This is a genomic window from Phenylobacterium aquaticum (assembly GCF_022695515.1).
In the GTDB taxonomy this organism is placed as follows: domain Bacteria; phylum Pseudomonadota; class Alphaproteobacteria; order Caulobacterales; family Caulobacteraceae; genus Phenylobacterium; species Phenylobacterium aquaticum.
This window is the reverse complement of record NZ_JALDPT010000001.1, coordinates 1-14,614: the sequence shown is the minus strand read 5'-3', so window position 1 is coordinate 14,614 and position 14,614 is coordinate 1. Positions and strand designations below refer to the sequence as shown.

At 66.2% G+C, this 14,614-nt stretch carries 17 protein-coding genes; 5 read left to right on the top strand and 12 right to left on the bottom strand.

The features are described 5' to 3' along the window. Nucleotides 1–22: 22 nt before the first annotated feature. Nucleotides 23–916: a cation diffusion facilitator family transporter gene (locus tag MQH10_RS00080; RefSeq protein ID WP_242562040.1), complete on the bottom strand. Its 894-nt coding sequence runs from the start codon at nucleotides 914–916 to the stop codon at nucleotides 23–25. A 180-nt stretch (nucleotides 917–1,096) separates the two neighbouring features. Between MQH10_RS00080 and MQH10_RS00075 the strand changes: the two genes are divergently transcribed. Together MQH10_RS00075 and MQH10_RS00070 are read left to right on the top strand one after the other, a co-directional pair. Next, complete coding sequence (locus MQH10_RS00075; protein ID WP_242562039.1) at nucleotides 1,097–1,363, top strand: hypothetical protein; 267 nt, start codon at nucleotides 1,097–1,099, stop codon at nucleotides 1,361–1,363. 68 nt (nucleotides 1,364–1,431) lie between these two features. Next, on the top strand, nucleotides 1,432–1,776 hold the full coding sequence (locus MQH10_RS00070; RefSeq protein ID WP_242562038.1) for a DUF190 domain-containing protein: 345 nt from the start codon (nucleotides 1,432–1,434) through the stop codon (nucleotides 1,774–1,776). Nucleotides 1,777–1,794: 18 nt separating this feature from the next. Here the strand turns inward: MQH10_RS00070 and lpdA are convergent, their stop codons facing one another. The 4 genes from lpdA to MQH10_RS00050 all read right to left on the bottom strand — a co-directional run bounded on the left by lpdA (nucleotide 1,795) and on the right by MQH10_RS00050 (nucleotide 5,095). Beyond that, a complete protein-coding gene (gene lpdA / locus MQH10_RS00065; RefSeq protein WP_336605015.1) occupies nucleotides 1,795–3,120 on the bottom strand; it encodes a dihydrolipoyl dehydrogenase in 1,326 nt (441 codons plus the stop codon). 81 nt (nucleotides 3,121–3,201) lie between these two features. Then, the gene (locus tag MQH10_RS00060; RefSeq protein ID WP_242562037.1) at nucleotides 3,202–4,119 is read right to left on the bottom strand and encodes a diacylglycerol/lipid kinase family protein; all 918 of its coding nucleotides are present in this window, start codon (nucleotides 4,117–4,119) and stop codon (nucleotides 3,202–3,204) included. 124 nt (nucleotides 4,120–4,243) lie between these two features. Beyond that, nucleotides 4,244–4,654 (bottom strand): TFIIB-type zinc ribbon-containing protein, encoded by a 411-nt coding sequence (locus MQH10_RS00055; RefSeq protein ID WP_242562036.1) that lies wholly within the window; start codon nucleotides 4,652–4,654, stop codon nucleotides 4,244–4,246. A gap of 72 nt (nucleotides 4,655–4,726) precedes the next feature. Beyond that, nucleotides 4,727–5,095 (bottom strand): hypothetical protein, encoded by a 369-nt coding sequence (locus MQH10_RS00050; RefSeq protein ID WP_242562035.1) that lies wholly within the window; start codon nucleotides 5,093–5,095, stop codon nucleotides 4,727–4,729. 132 nt (nucleotides 5,096–5,227) lie between these two features. On the opposite strand from MQH10_RS00050, the gene MQH10_RS00045 reads away from it, so the two are divergent. Together MQH10_RS00045 and MQH10_RS00040 are read left to right on the top strand one after the other, a co-directional pair. After that, entirely contained in the window at nucleotides 5,228–5,683 is a 456-nt protein-coding gene (locus tag MQH10_RS00045) for an MgtC/SapB family protein (protein ID WP_242562034.1), read from the top strand. Between the two features lie 418 nt (nucleotides 5,684–6,101). Beyond that, entirely contained in the window at nucleotides 6,102–7,430 is a 1,329-nt protein-coding gene (locus MQH10_RS00040; protein ID WP_242562033.1) for an NRAMP family divalent metal transporter, read from the top strand. A 427-nt stretch (nucleotides 7,431–7,857) separates the two neighbouring features. Here MQH10_RS00040 and MQH10_RS00035 read toward each other — a convergent pair whose 3' ends face one another. Together MQH10_RS00035 and MQH10_RS00030 are read right to left on the bottom strand one after the other, a co-directional pair. Further along, entirely contained in the window at nucleotides 7,858–8,544 is a 687-nt protein-coding gene (locus MQH10_RS00035) for a ZIP family metal transporter (RefSeq protein ID WP_242562032.1), read from the bottom strand. Nucleotides 8,545–8,585: 41 nt separating this feature from the next. Beyond that, a complete protein-coding gene (locus MQH10_RS00030) occupies nucleotides 8,586–9,554 on the bottom strand; it encodes a cation diffusion facilitator family transporter (protein WP_242562031.1) in 969 nt (322 codons plus the stop codon). Nucleotides 9,555–9,857: 303 nt separating this feature from the next. Here MQH10_RS00030 and MQH10_RS00025 point away from each other — a divergent pair, with 303 nt between their 5' ends. Continuing rightward, a complete protein-coding gene (locus tag MQH10_RS00025; RefSeq protein WP_242562030.1) occupies nucleotides 9,858–10,202 on the top strand; it encodes a copper-binding protein in 345 nt (114 codons plus the stop codon). A 47-nt stretch (nucleotides 10,203–10,249) separates the two neighbouring features. On the opposite strand, the gene MQH10_RS00020 is transcribed toward MQH10_RS00025, so the two are convergent. The 5 genes from MQH10_RS00020 to MQH10_RS27205 form a co-directional block, all read right to left on the bottom strand. Next, on the bottom strand, nucleotides 10,250–10,717 hold the full coding sequence (locus MQH10_RS00020) for an SRPBCC domain-containing protein (RefSeq protein WP_242562029.1): 468 nt from the start codon (nucleotides 10,715–10,717) through the stop codon (nucleotides 10,250–10,252). A gap of 562 nt (nucleotides 10,718–11,279) precedes the next feature. After that, nucleotides 11,280–11,780, bottom strand: coding sequence for a peptidoglycan DD-metalloendopeptidase family protein (locus MQH10_RS00015; RefSeq protein ID WP_242562028.1), 501 nt, complete (start codon nucleotides 11,778–11,780; stop codon nucleotides 11,280–11,282). 194 nt (nucleotides 11,781–11,974) lie between these two features. After that, nucleotides 11,975–12,664 (bottom strand): HAD-IC family P-type ATPase, encoded by a 690-nt coding sequence (locus tag MQH10_RS27215; protein ID WP_272886621.1) that lies wholly within the window; start codon nucleotides 12,662–12,664, stop codon nucleotides 11,975–11,977. Beyond that, entirely contained in the window at nucleotides 12,618–12,968 is a 351-nt protein-coding gene (locus MQH10_RS27210) for an HAD family hydrolase (protein WP_473828303.1), read from the bottom strand. The genes MQH10_RS27215 and MQH10_RS27210 overlap by 47 nt, the downstream gene beginning before the upstream one ends. 35 nt (nucleotides 12,969–13,003) lie before the next feature. Then, on the bottom strand, nucleotides 13,004–14,482 hold the full coding sequence (locus MQH10_RS27205) for an HAD-IC family P-type ATPase (protein WP_242562027.1): 1,479 nt from the start codon (nucleotides 14,480–14,482) through the stop codon (nucleotides 13,004–13,006). Between the last annotated feature and the right edge of the window lie 132 nt (nucleotides 14,483–14,614).

Genomic DNA, 14,614 nt, shown 5'->3' with positions numbered 1-14,614 from the left:
GCGTCCGAACATAATGCATGGCCTAGAGGTGCGCGATGGCGGCGTCCTGACAGGGCTCCCGCTCAGTCTGCAGCGTCAAATGCTCAATCTTGTGGTCGTCACGAAGCCGCGCAGCGACGGCGAGCCGCACCGCCTCGGCGTCTGCGCCCGGCGCCAGGAACACATGGGCCGAAAGGCTCGACTGATCAGCGCCGCTGACCCAGACGTGGAGGTCGTGCACACCGGCGACCCCCTCCGTTTCGGACATCACCGTGCGGATGTCGGCGAGGACCGCGCCGCGCGGCGCGCTCTCCAGGAGGATGTTGGTGCTGTCGCGAAGCAGGATCCAGGTCCTGGGCAGCACCCACAGGCCGATGGCGATGGCCACGATCGGGTCGACCCACGGCCAGCCGGTGAACCGGATGACGAGCGCGCCGACGATGACGCCGAGCGAGCCCAGCATGTCGGCCCAGACTTCCAGATAAGCGCCCTTGACGTTGAGGCTCTTGTCCTTGCCGCCGGCGAGCAGGCGCATGGAGATGAGGTTGATACCCAGGCCGAGCACGGCGACGATGAGCATGCCGGTCGACTGCACGGTCTCCGGGGTCAAGAGACGACGGATACCTTCGACCAGCACGTAGATCGCCACGCCGAACAGCAGGAGCGCGTTGAAGGCGGCCGCCAGGATTTCAAAGCGGCGGTAGCCGAACGTGCGCCGCTCATCGGCGGGCTTCGCGCCGATGCGGATAGCGATCAGGGCGATGGCGAGGGCGGCGGCGTCGGTGAACATGTGGGCCGCGTCAGAGAGCAGCGCCAGGCTGTTGAACACCAGGCCTGCGATGACCTCGGCGATCAGGAAGGTACTGGTCAGGGCCAGCGCGATCATCAGCCGCCGGCTGTTGGTGGTTCCGCCGGCGTGGTCGTGGCCTGCACCCATGGTCTGGTCCCTGTCCTTGTTCGATCCGCTGAGGCGCAACGCTTGAAATCAAGGATCGACGCACGCCGCGCGAGTCGCGGCGGGGGTGGCGCCCCGGTTGGCCCGACGCCACCTCTGAACGAACGGGGGCGATGGGACGTTTGTCTTTATGGGACGTTGTCTAAATGAAGGAGACCGGCGATGCCGAGGAGAACCGTCAGAAAGGTGTCCATGCTGGTGGCTGCGGGACTATCCGGACTGGCTCTGGCCGGATGCTCGACCTACGGCGCCGGCGATTACGGCTACTACGGACGATCCTATCCGAGCGCTTCCTACCGCGCGCCCTACGGCTACGGACGAGGCTCGATCTACGCCGCGCCCTACCGCTATGATCGCCACGCCTATCCTTCACGCGGATATTCGAGCGGCCACAACGGCTTTGGCCATCTGGGCGGCCGGCGGCACTGAGCTGGTGTCTACCCTGCGCTGTCCTTTGCACTGGGTCGGTTGACGGACCGCACAGGCTAGGAACAACCATGAGCCAGACACACCTGCTGCGCGTCTACGTCGACGCAGCGGCGCTGCGCGACGGACAGCCCTACTGGGCGGTCCTGATGGCCCGGGCCAGGTCCATGGGGATCACCAACGCAGCGGTCCTGCAGGTGTTGGACGCCTTCGGGCCGGCCTCCACTGTCCATATGGCGAAGGCTACGGACCTCGAGCCCGGCAAGCATGTGATATTCGAACTTACGGACACCAAGCCGGCGCTGCAGGCCTTTCAGGATACCCTTGAGGTCTCCGACGACACCGGCCTGGTGACCCTGGAGGCGGTCGATATCGTCGGGTACGGCGGCCACCGCCACGGCGGCCATCGACGCTGAACGGGCGACCGCCCTCGCTCAAAGATTGATTGTCCGCTTCTCCACCGCCAGGCAGGCCTCGCGAAGCGCCTCCGGCAAGGTCGGGTGGGCATGGCTGGTGCGGGCGATGTCTTCCGAGGCCGCCCGGAAGGTCATCGCCACCACGGCTTCATGGATCAGCGATCCGGCGTCGGGACCCAGGATATGAACGCCCAGAATCTCGTCGGTCGTCGCGTCGGCCAAGACCTTCACCAGGCCCCCAGGCTCCAGGCGCGCCTTGGCCATAGCGTTGGCCGAGAACGGGAACTTGCCGACCTTGTAGTTGACGGCGCTGGCCTTCAGTTCTTCCTCGGTTCGCCCGACGGACGCCAGTTCCGGCCAAGTGTAGACGACGGCCGGTATCGTTGCGTAGTCCACATGGCCGAATCCGCCGGCGAGTTGCTCGGCCAGCGCGATACCTTCTTCCTCCACCTTGTGCGCAAGCATCAGCCCGCCGATGACGTCGCCGATCGCGTAGACGCCGGGCACGCTGGTCTGGAAGCGTTCGTCCACCGTCACGCGGCCTTTCGGGTCCAGCTGAACGCCAACGTCCTCGAAGCCGACGTCGGCCGTCATGGCGCGCCGGCCAATGGAGACCAGGACGTAGTCCGCGTCGAGCTGGGCAGCTTCGCCGCCGGCGCTCGGCTCAAGGTCGAGGGTCACGCCGCCGTCCGTCGGCCGGCTGCCTACGACCTTGCGGGCGAGTTGGAACGTCATGCCCTGCTTCTCGAGGACCTTCTGCAGCGCCTCGGCCATCTCGGCGTCCAATCCGGCCGCGATCCGGTCCATGAACTCGACGACGATGACTTCGCTGCCCAGCCGCCGCCACACCGACCCCAATTCCAGACCGACGTAGCCGCCGCCGATGACGACCAGCCGCTTCGGAATTTCCGACAGGCTGAGGGCGCCGGCCGATGAGACGATCCGGCGCTCGTCGACGGGCACGCTGGGCAAGGGTGTGGACTCCGAGCCAGTGGCGATGATCACCGCGCGGGATGCGCTGATCTCCCCGACCGTCCCATCGGCTTTCGTCACCGCAACCCGGTCGGCGGCGAGCAGGCGGCCTCGACCCTTGAGCCAGGTGACGCCGTTCTTCTTGAAGAGATAGGCGACGCCGGCGCCCAGCTCGCCGACGATCTTGGTCTTGTGGGCCATGACGCCGGTCAGATCGGCGCGCACATTGTCCGCCAGGACGCCAAAGGCGGCGAGGTGCTGGGCCGCCACCAGACGCTCGGTGGACTGCAGCAGCGCTTTGGAGGGGATGCAGCCGATGTTCAGGCATGTGCCGCCCAGCAGGTCCCGCTCCTCGATGACGGCAACCTTCATGCCGAGCTGACTGGCGCGGATCGCAGCAGGGTAGCCGCCGGGGGCCGCCGCCGATAATGACGACGTCATAGTCAGCCATGACTAGGTTCCTTCCGTCGGCGATGCATCCAAAGCGTCCTCGGGTCCCGGCGCGGGCCGCAAGGCGTAGAAGGCCTGCTTGACCCGCGCCACGCGCGCCGTGCGCCCGAGGGTGAATCGCTCCCCGTCGAGGATAGCGGGGATCGGATCATCCGAAGCGATGTCCAGGCTCTGCAATCGGGCATGGGTCACGGTCTGGTCCGCCCGCCAGTCCCGGAACGCCGACATCAGGGCCAGCCGAACAGCGTCGCCCGCACCCCCGATGTCGATGGCCGCGGCCTCCAGCAGCACGTCCAGATCGCTCTGCGGCGGCGGCAGCGGACAGAGCACAACCACGGCTTCAGCCTTCGACGGCGCCTGGCCTTCGAAGCGATAGGTGAGTTCATGCCCCAGCGCCTGGCGGATAGCCGAAACGCCCTGGCCCAATGCCCCGACAAGGTCGCCTTCGCGGATCGACTCCCGCGCCTCGGCCAGTAGGGACGCGCTACCGAAGACGCCGGCGACGAAGAACCGATGGGCGCCGACCTCGCCCGCGTGGACGGCCTGGATGAACGGTGCGTTCAGGGTATCGCTGAGCGCCTGCCGCCAGGGCCGTGCACCGTAGAGCGCCTTGGGCAGCATGTTCATGGTGCCGCCCGGAAGCGGAACCAGCATCGGGCCGTCCTGGTCGCAGCGCTGAGCCGCAGAGCGGATGGTCCCGTCACCGCCCAGGACGATCAGCACGTCCACCCCGGTCTCGATCGCCTCGCTCAAGGCCTGGTCGACGTCCTTGCCGACGACATCCCACACCTTGGCGGGTTCAATCCCTGCCCCTTCGAGGATGGCGAGCAGCGCCTCGCGGGAGGTTGCGTCGCAGCCGCCGCTGGAATTGTTGAGCAGTGCCCCGACGCGAAGCGAACGCAGATCCAGATCAGGCGTCATAGGGGGCTCACAAGGGCAGGCGCTGGGCGCCGAGGCAGGGTTGAGAACGAAGGCGGCCTTGCGAAACCAAACAGTGGCGCGGCAGGCTCAGACCTAACTGCTGCCGCGCGTTCGCGTTGCGCTCCTAGCTGACCGCCGGCCAGGCGATCTGCAGGGCTGTGTCAATCGTCGAACAGATTTCCGAGGAATCCCCGGCGCCGGCCACCATGCCGCCGCCGTGCTTTCCGCCGCCGTGGCCGCCCCCGTGTCCCCCACCATGCTCCGAATAGCCGCCGCCCCAGGGCTGGCCATAGCCCGGCGCAGTGCGGGGCTGGGGCTCATCGACAGGCTGCGGTTGGCCGAGGCCGGCCTCGTAGGCGGCGCTGCGCTCGATGATCTTGTCGAGTTCGCCGCGGTCCAGCCAGACGCCCCGGCACTTGGGGCAATAGTCGATCTCGACCCCTTGTCGGTCTGTCATGACCAGGTCTACCCGGCAGGCCGGGCAGATCAGGCCCTGCTCGTGGCGGGCCGAAGCGGTGAGGGCGGCATCTGTCATCGGAGTCTCCTGACGAGCGCCCCGCTCGGGCGAGCGAGGCGCTGTTTTTGCGGGTCAGGGCCGGCATTCGCCCTACCAGTGGCGATCGTATCCGCCGCGCGGGGCCATATAGTGGCGGTCCCGGTCACGACGGTGCTCGCGGCGCACATGGCGGTCGGGGCGGGTGTTGTAGCCGTAGACCTGGGCGCCGTAGTAGGGCGAGCCGCCGTGGTATGCGTTGCCCCCGTAGGGTTGGGCGTAGCCGTATTGCACCGGCGGCGCGTAGCCACGACCATAGCTCTGGCCACGGTATTGTTGCCCCTGATCGTAGTACGGCTGCCCCTGGGAATAGGGCTGCTGGTCGTAGTAGCCTTGTTGGCCGCCGTAGCCGTAAGGCTGGGCGAGCGCCGCCGAGCCGCCGAGGACTGAAACAGCCGCCGTGGCGGCGATGAGGAGTCTCATGGGTGGTCTCCTTTGCCGGATGGCGAACCCATCCAGCGATCAGGCATCTTCTCTCCGCGCGCCTGAACTCAGACGGAACGGTCGGCGTCATCTTCTGTTCATCTTGCACAAGACATCGAGACGGGGATTCCCATGACCGCCAACGCCGCCGGCCTCTGGGAGATCGCGACCCATGTCTTCAATCTGGGCCTGGCCTACGCCCTCGCCTTGCCCGTCGGATGGGATCGCGAGCGCGAGGATCGCAGCGCCGGCATCCGGACGTTTCCGCTCGTCGCCATCGCCAGCTGCGGGTTTGTGCTGGTGGGGATCGCCGTGCTCGGCCGCGAATCGATGGGCCAGGCCCGGATTTTGGAAGGGCTGATCACCGGCGTGGGCTTCATCGGCGGCGGCGCGATCCTGAAGGAGGGCGGCAAGGCGACAGGCACCGCGACCGCCGCCAGCCTGTGGGCCACCGGCGCCCTCGGGGCCGCCGTCGGCTACGGGCTCTACGACATCGCCGTTGTGCTCAGCCTCACCACCTTCCTGACCCTGCGCTGCGCGCGTCCAATGAAGCAGGCAGCGCAAGGTAACGGCGGCGACGACGATTAAGCGACAGCGCGTCGCCGTGGCCACTACCCCTCACCAATCATCCCGCCTGGGCGCGTCGTCCTTGGGTCATCTTCCGTGACGTCCGCCGCGGGCTCGCCGGATGTGCCTTCGCCGATCATGCCACCCTGCTCCCCAACGCCCTTGGACTCCGGCTGAGGCGCTTTCGGAGAGGCTCCGCCACCGGATGGGTTCGGGGCCTTCGGGGGTTGTGTCGGGCCGTTCATCACTCAGTCCTCTTCCTGCGCCCGATCACCCGGAGCCCGGCGGACGTCTGGCCTAAACGACTGTTAGAGGAAGGCGTTGCCGCCGGTCACGGCCGGGCCGCGGCGCTCGCCATCCGGGAACACGGAACGAAACGCTGGCTCATCATTTGATATCCACGGTCGAGCTGTCATTCGACAGAGCAGGAGCGTCGCAGGTGGCTGACATCGAGGAGGTGGACACCCCGGCGGGCGAGCCGAATGCGTCTGCCGACGTCAAGCAGCCTGAACGGCCCAAGCTCCTTCAGGTCCTGGGGCCCGGTCTGATTACCGGCGCCTCCGACGACGATCCCAGCGGGATCGCGACCTACTCTCAGGTCGGCGCTCAATTTGGCTACAACGTCGGATGGACCATGCTGTTCAGCTGGCCGCTGATGTGCGCGATCCAGGAGATTTCCGCCCGCATAGGACGGGTGACCGGGCGCGGGCTGGCCGGCAATCTCAAGCAGCACTATCCGCGCAGCGTGCTCGCGGTGATCGTCACCCTGCTCCTGGCGGCCAACACGATCAATCTCGGTGCGGACCTCGGCGCCATGGCCGCGGCGCTAAAGCTGGTGATGGGCGGCCCGGAACTGCTCTACGTCGGCCTTTTTGCTGTGCTCTGCATCGGTCTGGAGGTGTTTGTCCGCTACACCCGGTATGTGTCGGTGCTGAAGTGGCTGACCCTGGCTTTGTTTGCCTATGTGGCCGTGGCTTTTGTCGTGAAGATCCCCTGGGGCACGGTCGCCTACCGTCTCGTGGCGCCACAAATCGCGTGGACACCAGCCTACATCACCGCCGTGGTCGCCATCCTCGGCACGACGATCAGCCCCTACCTCTTCTTCTGGCAGGCCGAAGAAGAAGTCGAAGAGGTCAAGGAACGTGACGGGGCCAAACCGCTCGAGCGCGCACCCTCACAAGCCAAGGCGGAGTTCGCGCGCATCCGCCTCGACACCTACTTGGGCATGGGCTTCTCTAACCTGGTGGCGCTCTTCATCATCCTGTCGACAGCCGCTACCCTGAACGCTCGGGGCGTCACCGACATCCAAACCTCGGCCCAGGCGGCGGAAGCCTTGAGGCCGATCGCCGGCCAATTCGCGTTCGTCATCTTCGCGCTGGGCATCGTGGGCACCGGCCTGCTGGCGGTTCCGGTCCTGGCCGGCTCGGCGGCCTACGCCATCGGCGAGTCCTTCGGCTGGCATGTCGGGCTGGCGCGGAAGCTCAATCGCGCCCGCGGCTTCTACGCCGTCATCGTCGTCGCGACCTTGGTAGGCGCCCTGCTCAACTTCACCAAGCTCGATCCGATCAAAGCGCTATTCTGGAGCGCCGTGATCAATGGCGTTGTCGCGGTTCCGGTCATGGTGCTGATGATGCTTATGGGCGGCAAGAGGGACATTATGGGGGGGTTCATCCTGTCCGGGCCGCTGAAGATCGTGGGCTGGGCCGCTACTGGCGTCATGGCGGTCGCTTCCGTCGCGATGTTTGCGACCCTGGCGCGGGGGGGCTAGCCGCGAGGCGCTCACCCATGACGACATTGATGGATATCCGGCGACGTATGGCCAGACTCAGGTGGCGTCGTGTTTCAGCCTGGGCAACAACGAACGCAGCCATCGCGACGTCGCGAGCTCTAACCTCCCTCATCAGGCTTTCATTGCTGCTGAAGGTCGTCCCGCTCGCCGCAGCTGAAACTGGCCTCGGCCTAGCCTCTCGGATTGCTTGTAGCGGCCATGAGAGCTGGCGACGTTATTTGACGGAACGAGAAATCGTGAGGGGTATGTTGAGCCAATATCTAGCTAAACCTCGGCGTATACGCCAGTAGACTTCACCCGTCCCGCGTGTATGTCCGGTGATAAAGCAATCTCTCTAAATGGCTCCTTACACTTTTTCGGCTCGTCTGGCGCGTTTAACTTCCAAGGACCGGCTGAGCGGCTTCGGCTACCCCATCAATTCCTCGAGTGCGAGGAGCGCCAAGAAGCCGACGAAGAAGGCGGAACTAATCCAGACCGTGTCAGGCTTCTGGTGCGCATCGACCAGCAGTTCCTCTGTCACGAGATAAAGCAGAGCCATCAGCCCGAAGCTCAGGAATCCCGTTACCATAACGGCTGGCAGCAGGTGCACAGGCGCCGCCGCAATCGCTCCCAAGGGGAGCAGGACGGACAACGCCGCGGTCGCAGCGAAAATCTTCCAGCGGGATTTGAGAAAGTCATTCAGCTCCGTCGTCACCGTCAGACCGAGGAAGAGGATCTCGACCGTGAGGGCGATTGTGAGCAGCACGCCAGCCTTTTGCCCGCCGATGAACGCAAGGCCGAGCACCAGCCCATCGACGAGGATATCGATACCGACCGCGGCAAGCAGCCCGACCGGTCCCCGCGCCCGCTCTTCGAACTTCTTGATCAGCAGCATCACGAGGACGCCGAGCGCGCCCCCTACCAAAGTGGCCGTCGGCGATCCCCCATGCATGACGTCCGGTAGGATTTCGCCGGCTGCCGCAGCGAATACGACGCCGGCGGCGAAGTGCTGAATCGTACTGACGAGCGTGGGTCCGGGCTGGCGCCAAACGGCGACGCCGCCGCCCACCACAGCGGCGCCCACGGGGATGAGCGTGTAGGTTAGGGCGTTCATCAGCGCTTCTCGGTTGTCCGGTCCAAGGCTTTTGGTTGCGGCTAGACGACGTGGTTGGGCTCGAGGTCACAGGAGACCTGCCCGGTTTCGAACTGGATCGTCGCGTGGCCGATCCCAAACCGGTCCTTCAGTGCGTCGGTGACTGTCGCCGTGAACGCATCATCGATGCGGTCCTCGGAGCGCACCAGGTGCACGGTCAGGGCCGTCGATGTCGTGCTGAGCGGCCAGATGTGCAGATCGTGCACCTCCTTCACCCCCTCGAGGCCTTGCAAGTGGGCGAAGACCTCGTCCCGGTCGATACCTGGGGGCACAGCGTCGATTGCCATCGCAACGGAATCCTTGAGGAGTCCCCAGGTCCCCAAAGCGATGACGACGACGATCACGAGGCTGACGACCGGGTCCAGCCACAGCCAGCCCGTCATGGTGATCACCAGACCGGCCACCACCACGCCGGCGGAAACGCCCGCGTCGGCGGCCATGTGCAGGAAGGCGCCGCGAATGTTGATGTCGCCTTTGCGCCCGCGCATGAACAGCAAGGCGGTGGCGGTGTTGATGACGATGCCGATCGCGGCCACCACCATCACCGTCCCGCCTTCCACCGGTTGCGGCGCCTCAAAGCGGCGGATGGCCTCCCAGGCGATCGCTCCGATCGCCACGAGCAGCAGGACCGCGTTAGCTAAGGCGGCGAGGATCGACGTGCGGCCAAATCCGTAAGTGCGCTTGGCGGTCGGCGCGCGGCGGCCCAGCCACACCGCGCCCCAGGCCAGCAGCAAGCCGGCGACGTCACTGAGGTTGTGGCCCGCGTCCGCCAGCAGGGCGAGGGAGTTAGCGATAACGCCGTAGGTCGCCTCGATGACGACGAAGCCGACGTTCAGCGCCACCCCAATCGCGAAGGCCCGGTCGAAGCTGGCGGGCGCATGCGAGTGGGAATGCCCTCCTCCATCCCCGTGCCCTTCGTGCGCGTGATCCGCGTGATCCGCGTGATCATGGCCGTGCTGATGTTGCGCCATCTACTTGCTCTTTCTAACTGGCGTGGGTGTAGATCCTCGAGCCCCTAGAGGATCAAGGCTGGCGGGCTGATTAGGTTGTAAATCGTCTGGCGGTAGCCGGTTGCAGCGCCCAGGTTTAGGATGCGCCTCGCAAGTATCCGGCCCGCAAATGAGGAGGTGTCGCCTTTGCGTATGTCGGCATCCTCGGTTGTCGCGGAGGCGGCCTCTCAACGGCGCTTGTCCCAATGTTGGCTTCTGTTGGGCCTTTTGAGCGTCAGCGCGTGCGGCAGGAACGACAAGCTCGTCGAGAGGACGCCGGAGGCCATGGCGGCGCATCTCCGCGCGGGCGAGCTTCCCCGCCATGATGGACCGACCAAGCCCGTCGCCATCGCCGACGTCCCGGCCCGCGGCGTCAGCCTCGGTAGGATTGTTGCGATTGACCGCACCGGTGGACGGTTGACCTTGCAACACGATCCAGGCTCGCCGGGGGACTGGCCCGTTCTCACCATGACTGCGGCGGTGCGGCCTCCAAGCCTGCTCGATCGGGTCAAAGTCGGCGACCGCGCTCAGTTTCATCTGGAATACCGTGCTGGCACACCCGAAGTGGTCGCACTTCAGCCCTACGTGGCCGAAGCCGGGGCCGCTCCCATGTCGCCCGCCCAACGATAGCGAGGTCGCTACGGTCGCGCGCTTGTGGGAGTCTTCCATCCGAAGCGTCAAGACGCGCGTCTCCCGCGAGATTTGGCGGAGGGCTGCCCCCGCGAACCGGACTCCAGGTATTTGGCCAAGGCGTCGTCGACGCGCCTATAGACCCCTAAAAGGCGCGGCTCGAACGAGCGGCGGCCGAGCACCAAGGCGCCAAGCCCGTTCATCTCGGCGGTGTGCAGAAGATGTGTGCCCCGCCGGCCAGGCTCGATGACGTAGGTTTCCAGGGCGCGACCCAGCAGTGGCCGACCGGTTGTGAAGCCGATCCGGTGTCCGGGCTCGAAGACGCTGATCGTCGCTCGGAGCTTCCGGCGTCCTTCCGGGTCTGGGCCGATCATCAGTGTGACCTTCGCGCCGAGCGCTGCTGACCCGATCACCTCGCGGTATGGGTTCCAGCGGCGATAGGTCGAGAAGTCGCTGAGCGCCCGCCAGACCTTGATCGGCGGCGCAGCAATCTCCGTCTCGCAAGAGACGATCATGATCCAGACGGAGCCGCAGGTTGGCACGGTGCATCTGAGCGGGCCGCGCACACGCGCACCCGCTCTGGCGGGGCGATGGTCCAGTCGGTCGGCACGTCATAGAAGGCGCACCGCGACCCCCGTCCGCCGAGGCCTGAGATGGGACGTGACGCCACCCCGACAACCGTGCCGTCCTGTCCGATCCGCTCAATGCGAATCCGCGTCGGGGAGGTCCAGGGCGCTCTCCGGCAGACCGATCCATGAAACCTGGTCCCAGTGGCGGTTTGGATCGCATCGGGCGTCGAAACAGACGCGTTCCGCGATGGCGCGACGTCGATCGGCGAGCTCAGTAAGGTCGCGCCGCCATAAGCCGCGCAGCCGGCGAGCCCGAATGAAGCAAGGATGCCGGCGGTCATCAGGGGGTTCATGGCGAGAATTCCAGTTCAGGTCTGGGGGGCTTGGCGGTCATCCGAAGACGAGAAGCGTGACCCCGGTCACGAGGAAGCCGATGGAGGCTGCGAGCAGCAGCACCGCCCAGATGGAGGGTCGTGCGCGTGGCTCCTTATTCATCTGGACGCCGCGCTCATGCTGTTGGTGCTTCGCGGGCGGCGAGCGGTGGCAGCACCACAAGCGGGTCGAGGCGGTCGCCGAGCCGTCCGGTGAGCTCGACATGGACGTGGTTGATGATGCCCTTTGGATATCGTTCAGCCAGGCTTTGGGCTGTCCCGATGAAGTCCCCTGCTGCGACCGTGACGCCCTTCCTGACGAGTGGCCCGACGTAGAGCACCCTCGCCACATAGTGGGTCGTCGGGTTTGCGATCTCGACAAATTGGAGCTTGTCCTGCCCCGCATAGGCCGGTCCGATACGGGTGATCACACCCGCGATCGGCGCGCGGACGGCTTCCCCAGCGACGGCGACGAGATCCACGCCATGGTGGGTCCGGCGGCCGCCATCGCGCGCTGCGCCGAAGGCCCCCGAACCGTAGACGTCGACGCCGCGAACGGGATTGGCGACTGGCCGGGCAATGTCAGGCTGGCCGTCACCGTCGAGGTCGATGCCAGCGATCTCGGATCGTCCGGCCACAATTCGGACTGCGGCAGCCGGGACCCACCTCTCGGGGGTTGAACCGGGGTGAGCTCCGAGCACGAACCCCAGTGGGCCGCCGGCAGCCAGGAGCCCGACGAGGCCCATCCGCGTCGCAGCCCGGCGGATCATGAAACCTGCGTGCGCCAATCGAGGGGGAGCATCGCCGTCCGCGTTCTTCGATACCGATGCCCTCACACCGTTTTTTCCTTGAAAGCAAGGAGGCGCAACGCGTTACCCACCACCAGTAGGGTGGAGCCTTCATGGAAGATCACCGCAGCCCCAATCTTCAGCCCGAACAGCGTCGCTGGGATTAGGAAGGCAACCATCCCGAGGCTGACAAAAAGGTTCTGCTTGATGATGCCGCTGGTGCGACGGCTGAGACCGACGGCGAACGGCAGGTGGCTGAGGTCATCCGCCATCAGGGCCACGTCGGCCGTTTCCAGGGCGACGTCGGAGCCGGCCGCGCCCATGGCTATGCCGACAGTCGCGTTGGCCATGGCCGGTGCGTCGTTGACCCCGTCGCCGACCATGGCGATCTTGCCCGCCTGCGCCTTGATGGCTTTGATGACCTCGACCTTATCCTCCGGCATCAGGCCGCCCTTGGCCTCGTCGAGGCCAAGCTCTTTGGCGATGGCGTCGGCGACGGACTGGTTGTCGCCCGAGAGCATGATCATGCGCTTGATGCCGAGCGTTCTTAGGCGCTGGATCACGGCCTTGGCGGCCGGTCGCGCGGTGTCCATGAGCCCCAGGACCCCGAGGTAGCGGTCGCCTTGGCGCACCACCATCACAGTTCGGCCGCTCGTCTCCAGGCGACGTGCATCGCTCCAGATAATTTCAGAAAGGTGGGCCCTCCCCGCTCTCGAAGAGCCCCGGCTTGCCAATCATCGTTGTCTTACCGGCCACTTGAGCGCGGACCCCTTGGCCCGTGAGGCTTTCGACCGCTTCGGCCCGGGGCTCCGGATGACCGCCGAGCTTGGCGCCGCCGTCGCGCACGACCGCCGCCGCGAGGGGATGATCACTGAGCCGTTCCACAGCGACAGCAACGGCCAACAACTCTTGCTCATTGACGCCGTCGGCCGGCACGACGTCGGTCAGTCGGGGCTTGCCCTCGGTCAGGGTGCCGGTCTTGTCGAAGGCGAGCGCCGTCAGGGTGCCGAGGTTTTCGAGCGGGCCGCCGCCCTTCACCAGCACACCGCCACGACCGGCCCGAGCCACCCCGCTCAGCACGGCGCTGGGGACGGAGATGGCGAGCGCGCAGGGGCTCGCCGCCACCAACACGCCATGGCCCGGTAGAAGCTCGCGCTGAACGGCTCGTCGACGACCATCCAAGACAACATAAGGAGCGCGACGCCTACGAGGACGGCAGGAACGAAAATCTTCTCGAAGCGGTCGGTAAAGTGTTGTGTCGGGGACCGTTGGCCCTCCGCCTCGGCCACCATCTTCACGACGCGGGCCAAGGTGGTCTCCGAAGCCTGACGTGCGACCCGGACATCAAGGGCGCCCGCGCCGTTGATGGTGCCGGCGTAGACGCGCTGTTCGGCGCTCGCCTTGGCGAAGTCGAGATCAGGATCTGCGGCGGCCGTCTTGTCGACGGGAACGCTCTCCCCTGTCACTGGGGCCTGGTTCACGCTGCTCTCGCCGACGATTACGACGCCATCGGCCGCGATCCGCTCATTGGGCCGGACCAGGATGACGTCGCCGATCTGCAGTTCCGCGACGGGGACATCCTTCGTGGCCGCGGCGCGCCGAACGGTCGCGGTTTCGGGGGCAAGCTCCGCCAGCGCCTCGATCGCACGCCGCGCCCGGCCCATGGCGTAGTGTTCGAGGGAATGGCCGAGGCTGAATAGGAAGAGCAGCAAGGCGCCTTCCGCCCACTGCCCAAGGGTGGCCGCGCCCACCGCCGCCACGAGCATCAGAGTATCGATCTCGAAACGCCTATGGCGCAGGTTGTCGAGCGCTTCCTTAAGGGTGAAGAAGCCGCCGAAACCGTACGCGATTACGTAGCAAGCGAGTGGCAGTAAGCCCTGGACAGACTTCTCCGTGAGCCAGCCGGCGCCCAGCATGATACCCGCGAGCACCGCGAAGATCAGTTCGGTGCGTTCACCAAATATGCCGCCGTGCGCGTGATCGTGATCGCCAGGAGCATGTTCCTTGCCCTCGTGGGCGTCGTGTGAGGTCTCCGGCGCCGCCGGACGGGCGCCCTCCGACGCCGCATCACCGCGGGGCCAAGCCTGCGCCGCGGGCGGGGCGCTTGACTCGAACTCGACGCCGAGCGTTCGAATTGCCGCCCGCAAGCGGGCCTCGTCGGTCTTATGACGTTCGTATTCGACAAAGCTGTGCCCATCCGCTCCGACCACAGCCTGGCTGACGCCGGGCTCTTCGCGTAGTCGGTCGACTATCCTTTCCGCCGCGTTCGCGTGAGCGCCGCCACCCACGGGAAGGCTAAAGTGCCCGAACTGCGCGTCCAACGCGGCGCCGGCCTCCCGCGCGATCCCGCCGAGCTGCTCGGCGGAAGTCGTCTCCCCATCAAAGCGCACGGAGATGACTTCGGAATCATCCCCCGCCCGAGCTATGTCAGCCGAACTCACGCCCGGCTGTGAGCCGACATCGCGAATGAGGGCGTCTATACAGCGGCGACACCCGCCGGCTTCGTTCGAAAGCAAGGTGGAAGGGTTGAGCCGCAGCAGGTCATCGGCCATCGGTGTGTGCGCCGTTTCTAATCGTGATGCTCGGGGTGGTGCCCGCCGTACCGGAGAACCTCGACCTTCTCGAAGGTGACCAGCCCGATATCGGTCAGATCCTCGAGGGTGGTCACGAAGGCGCGCAGCCGG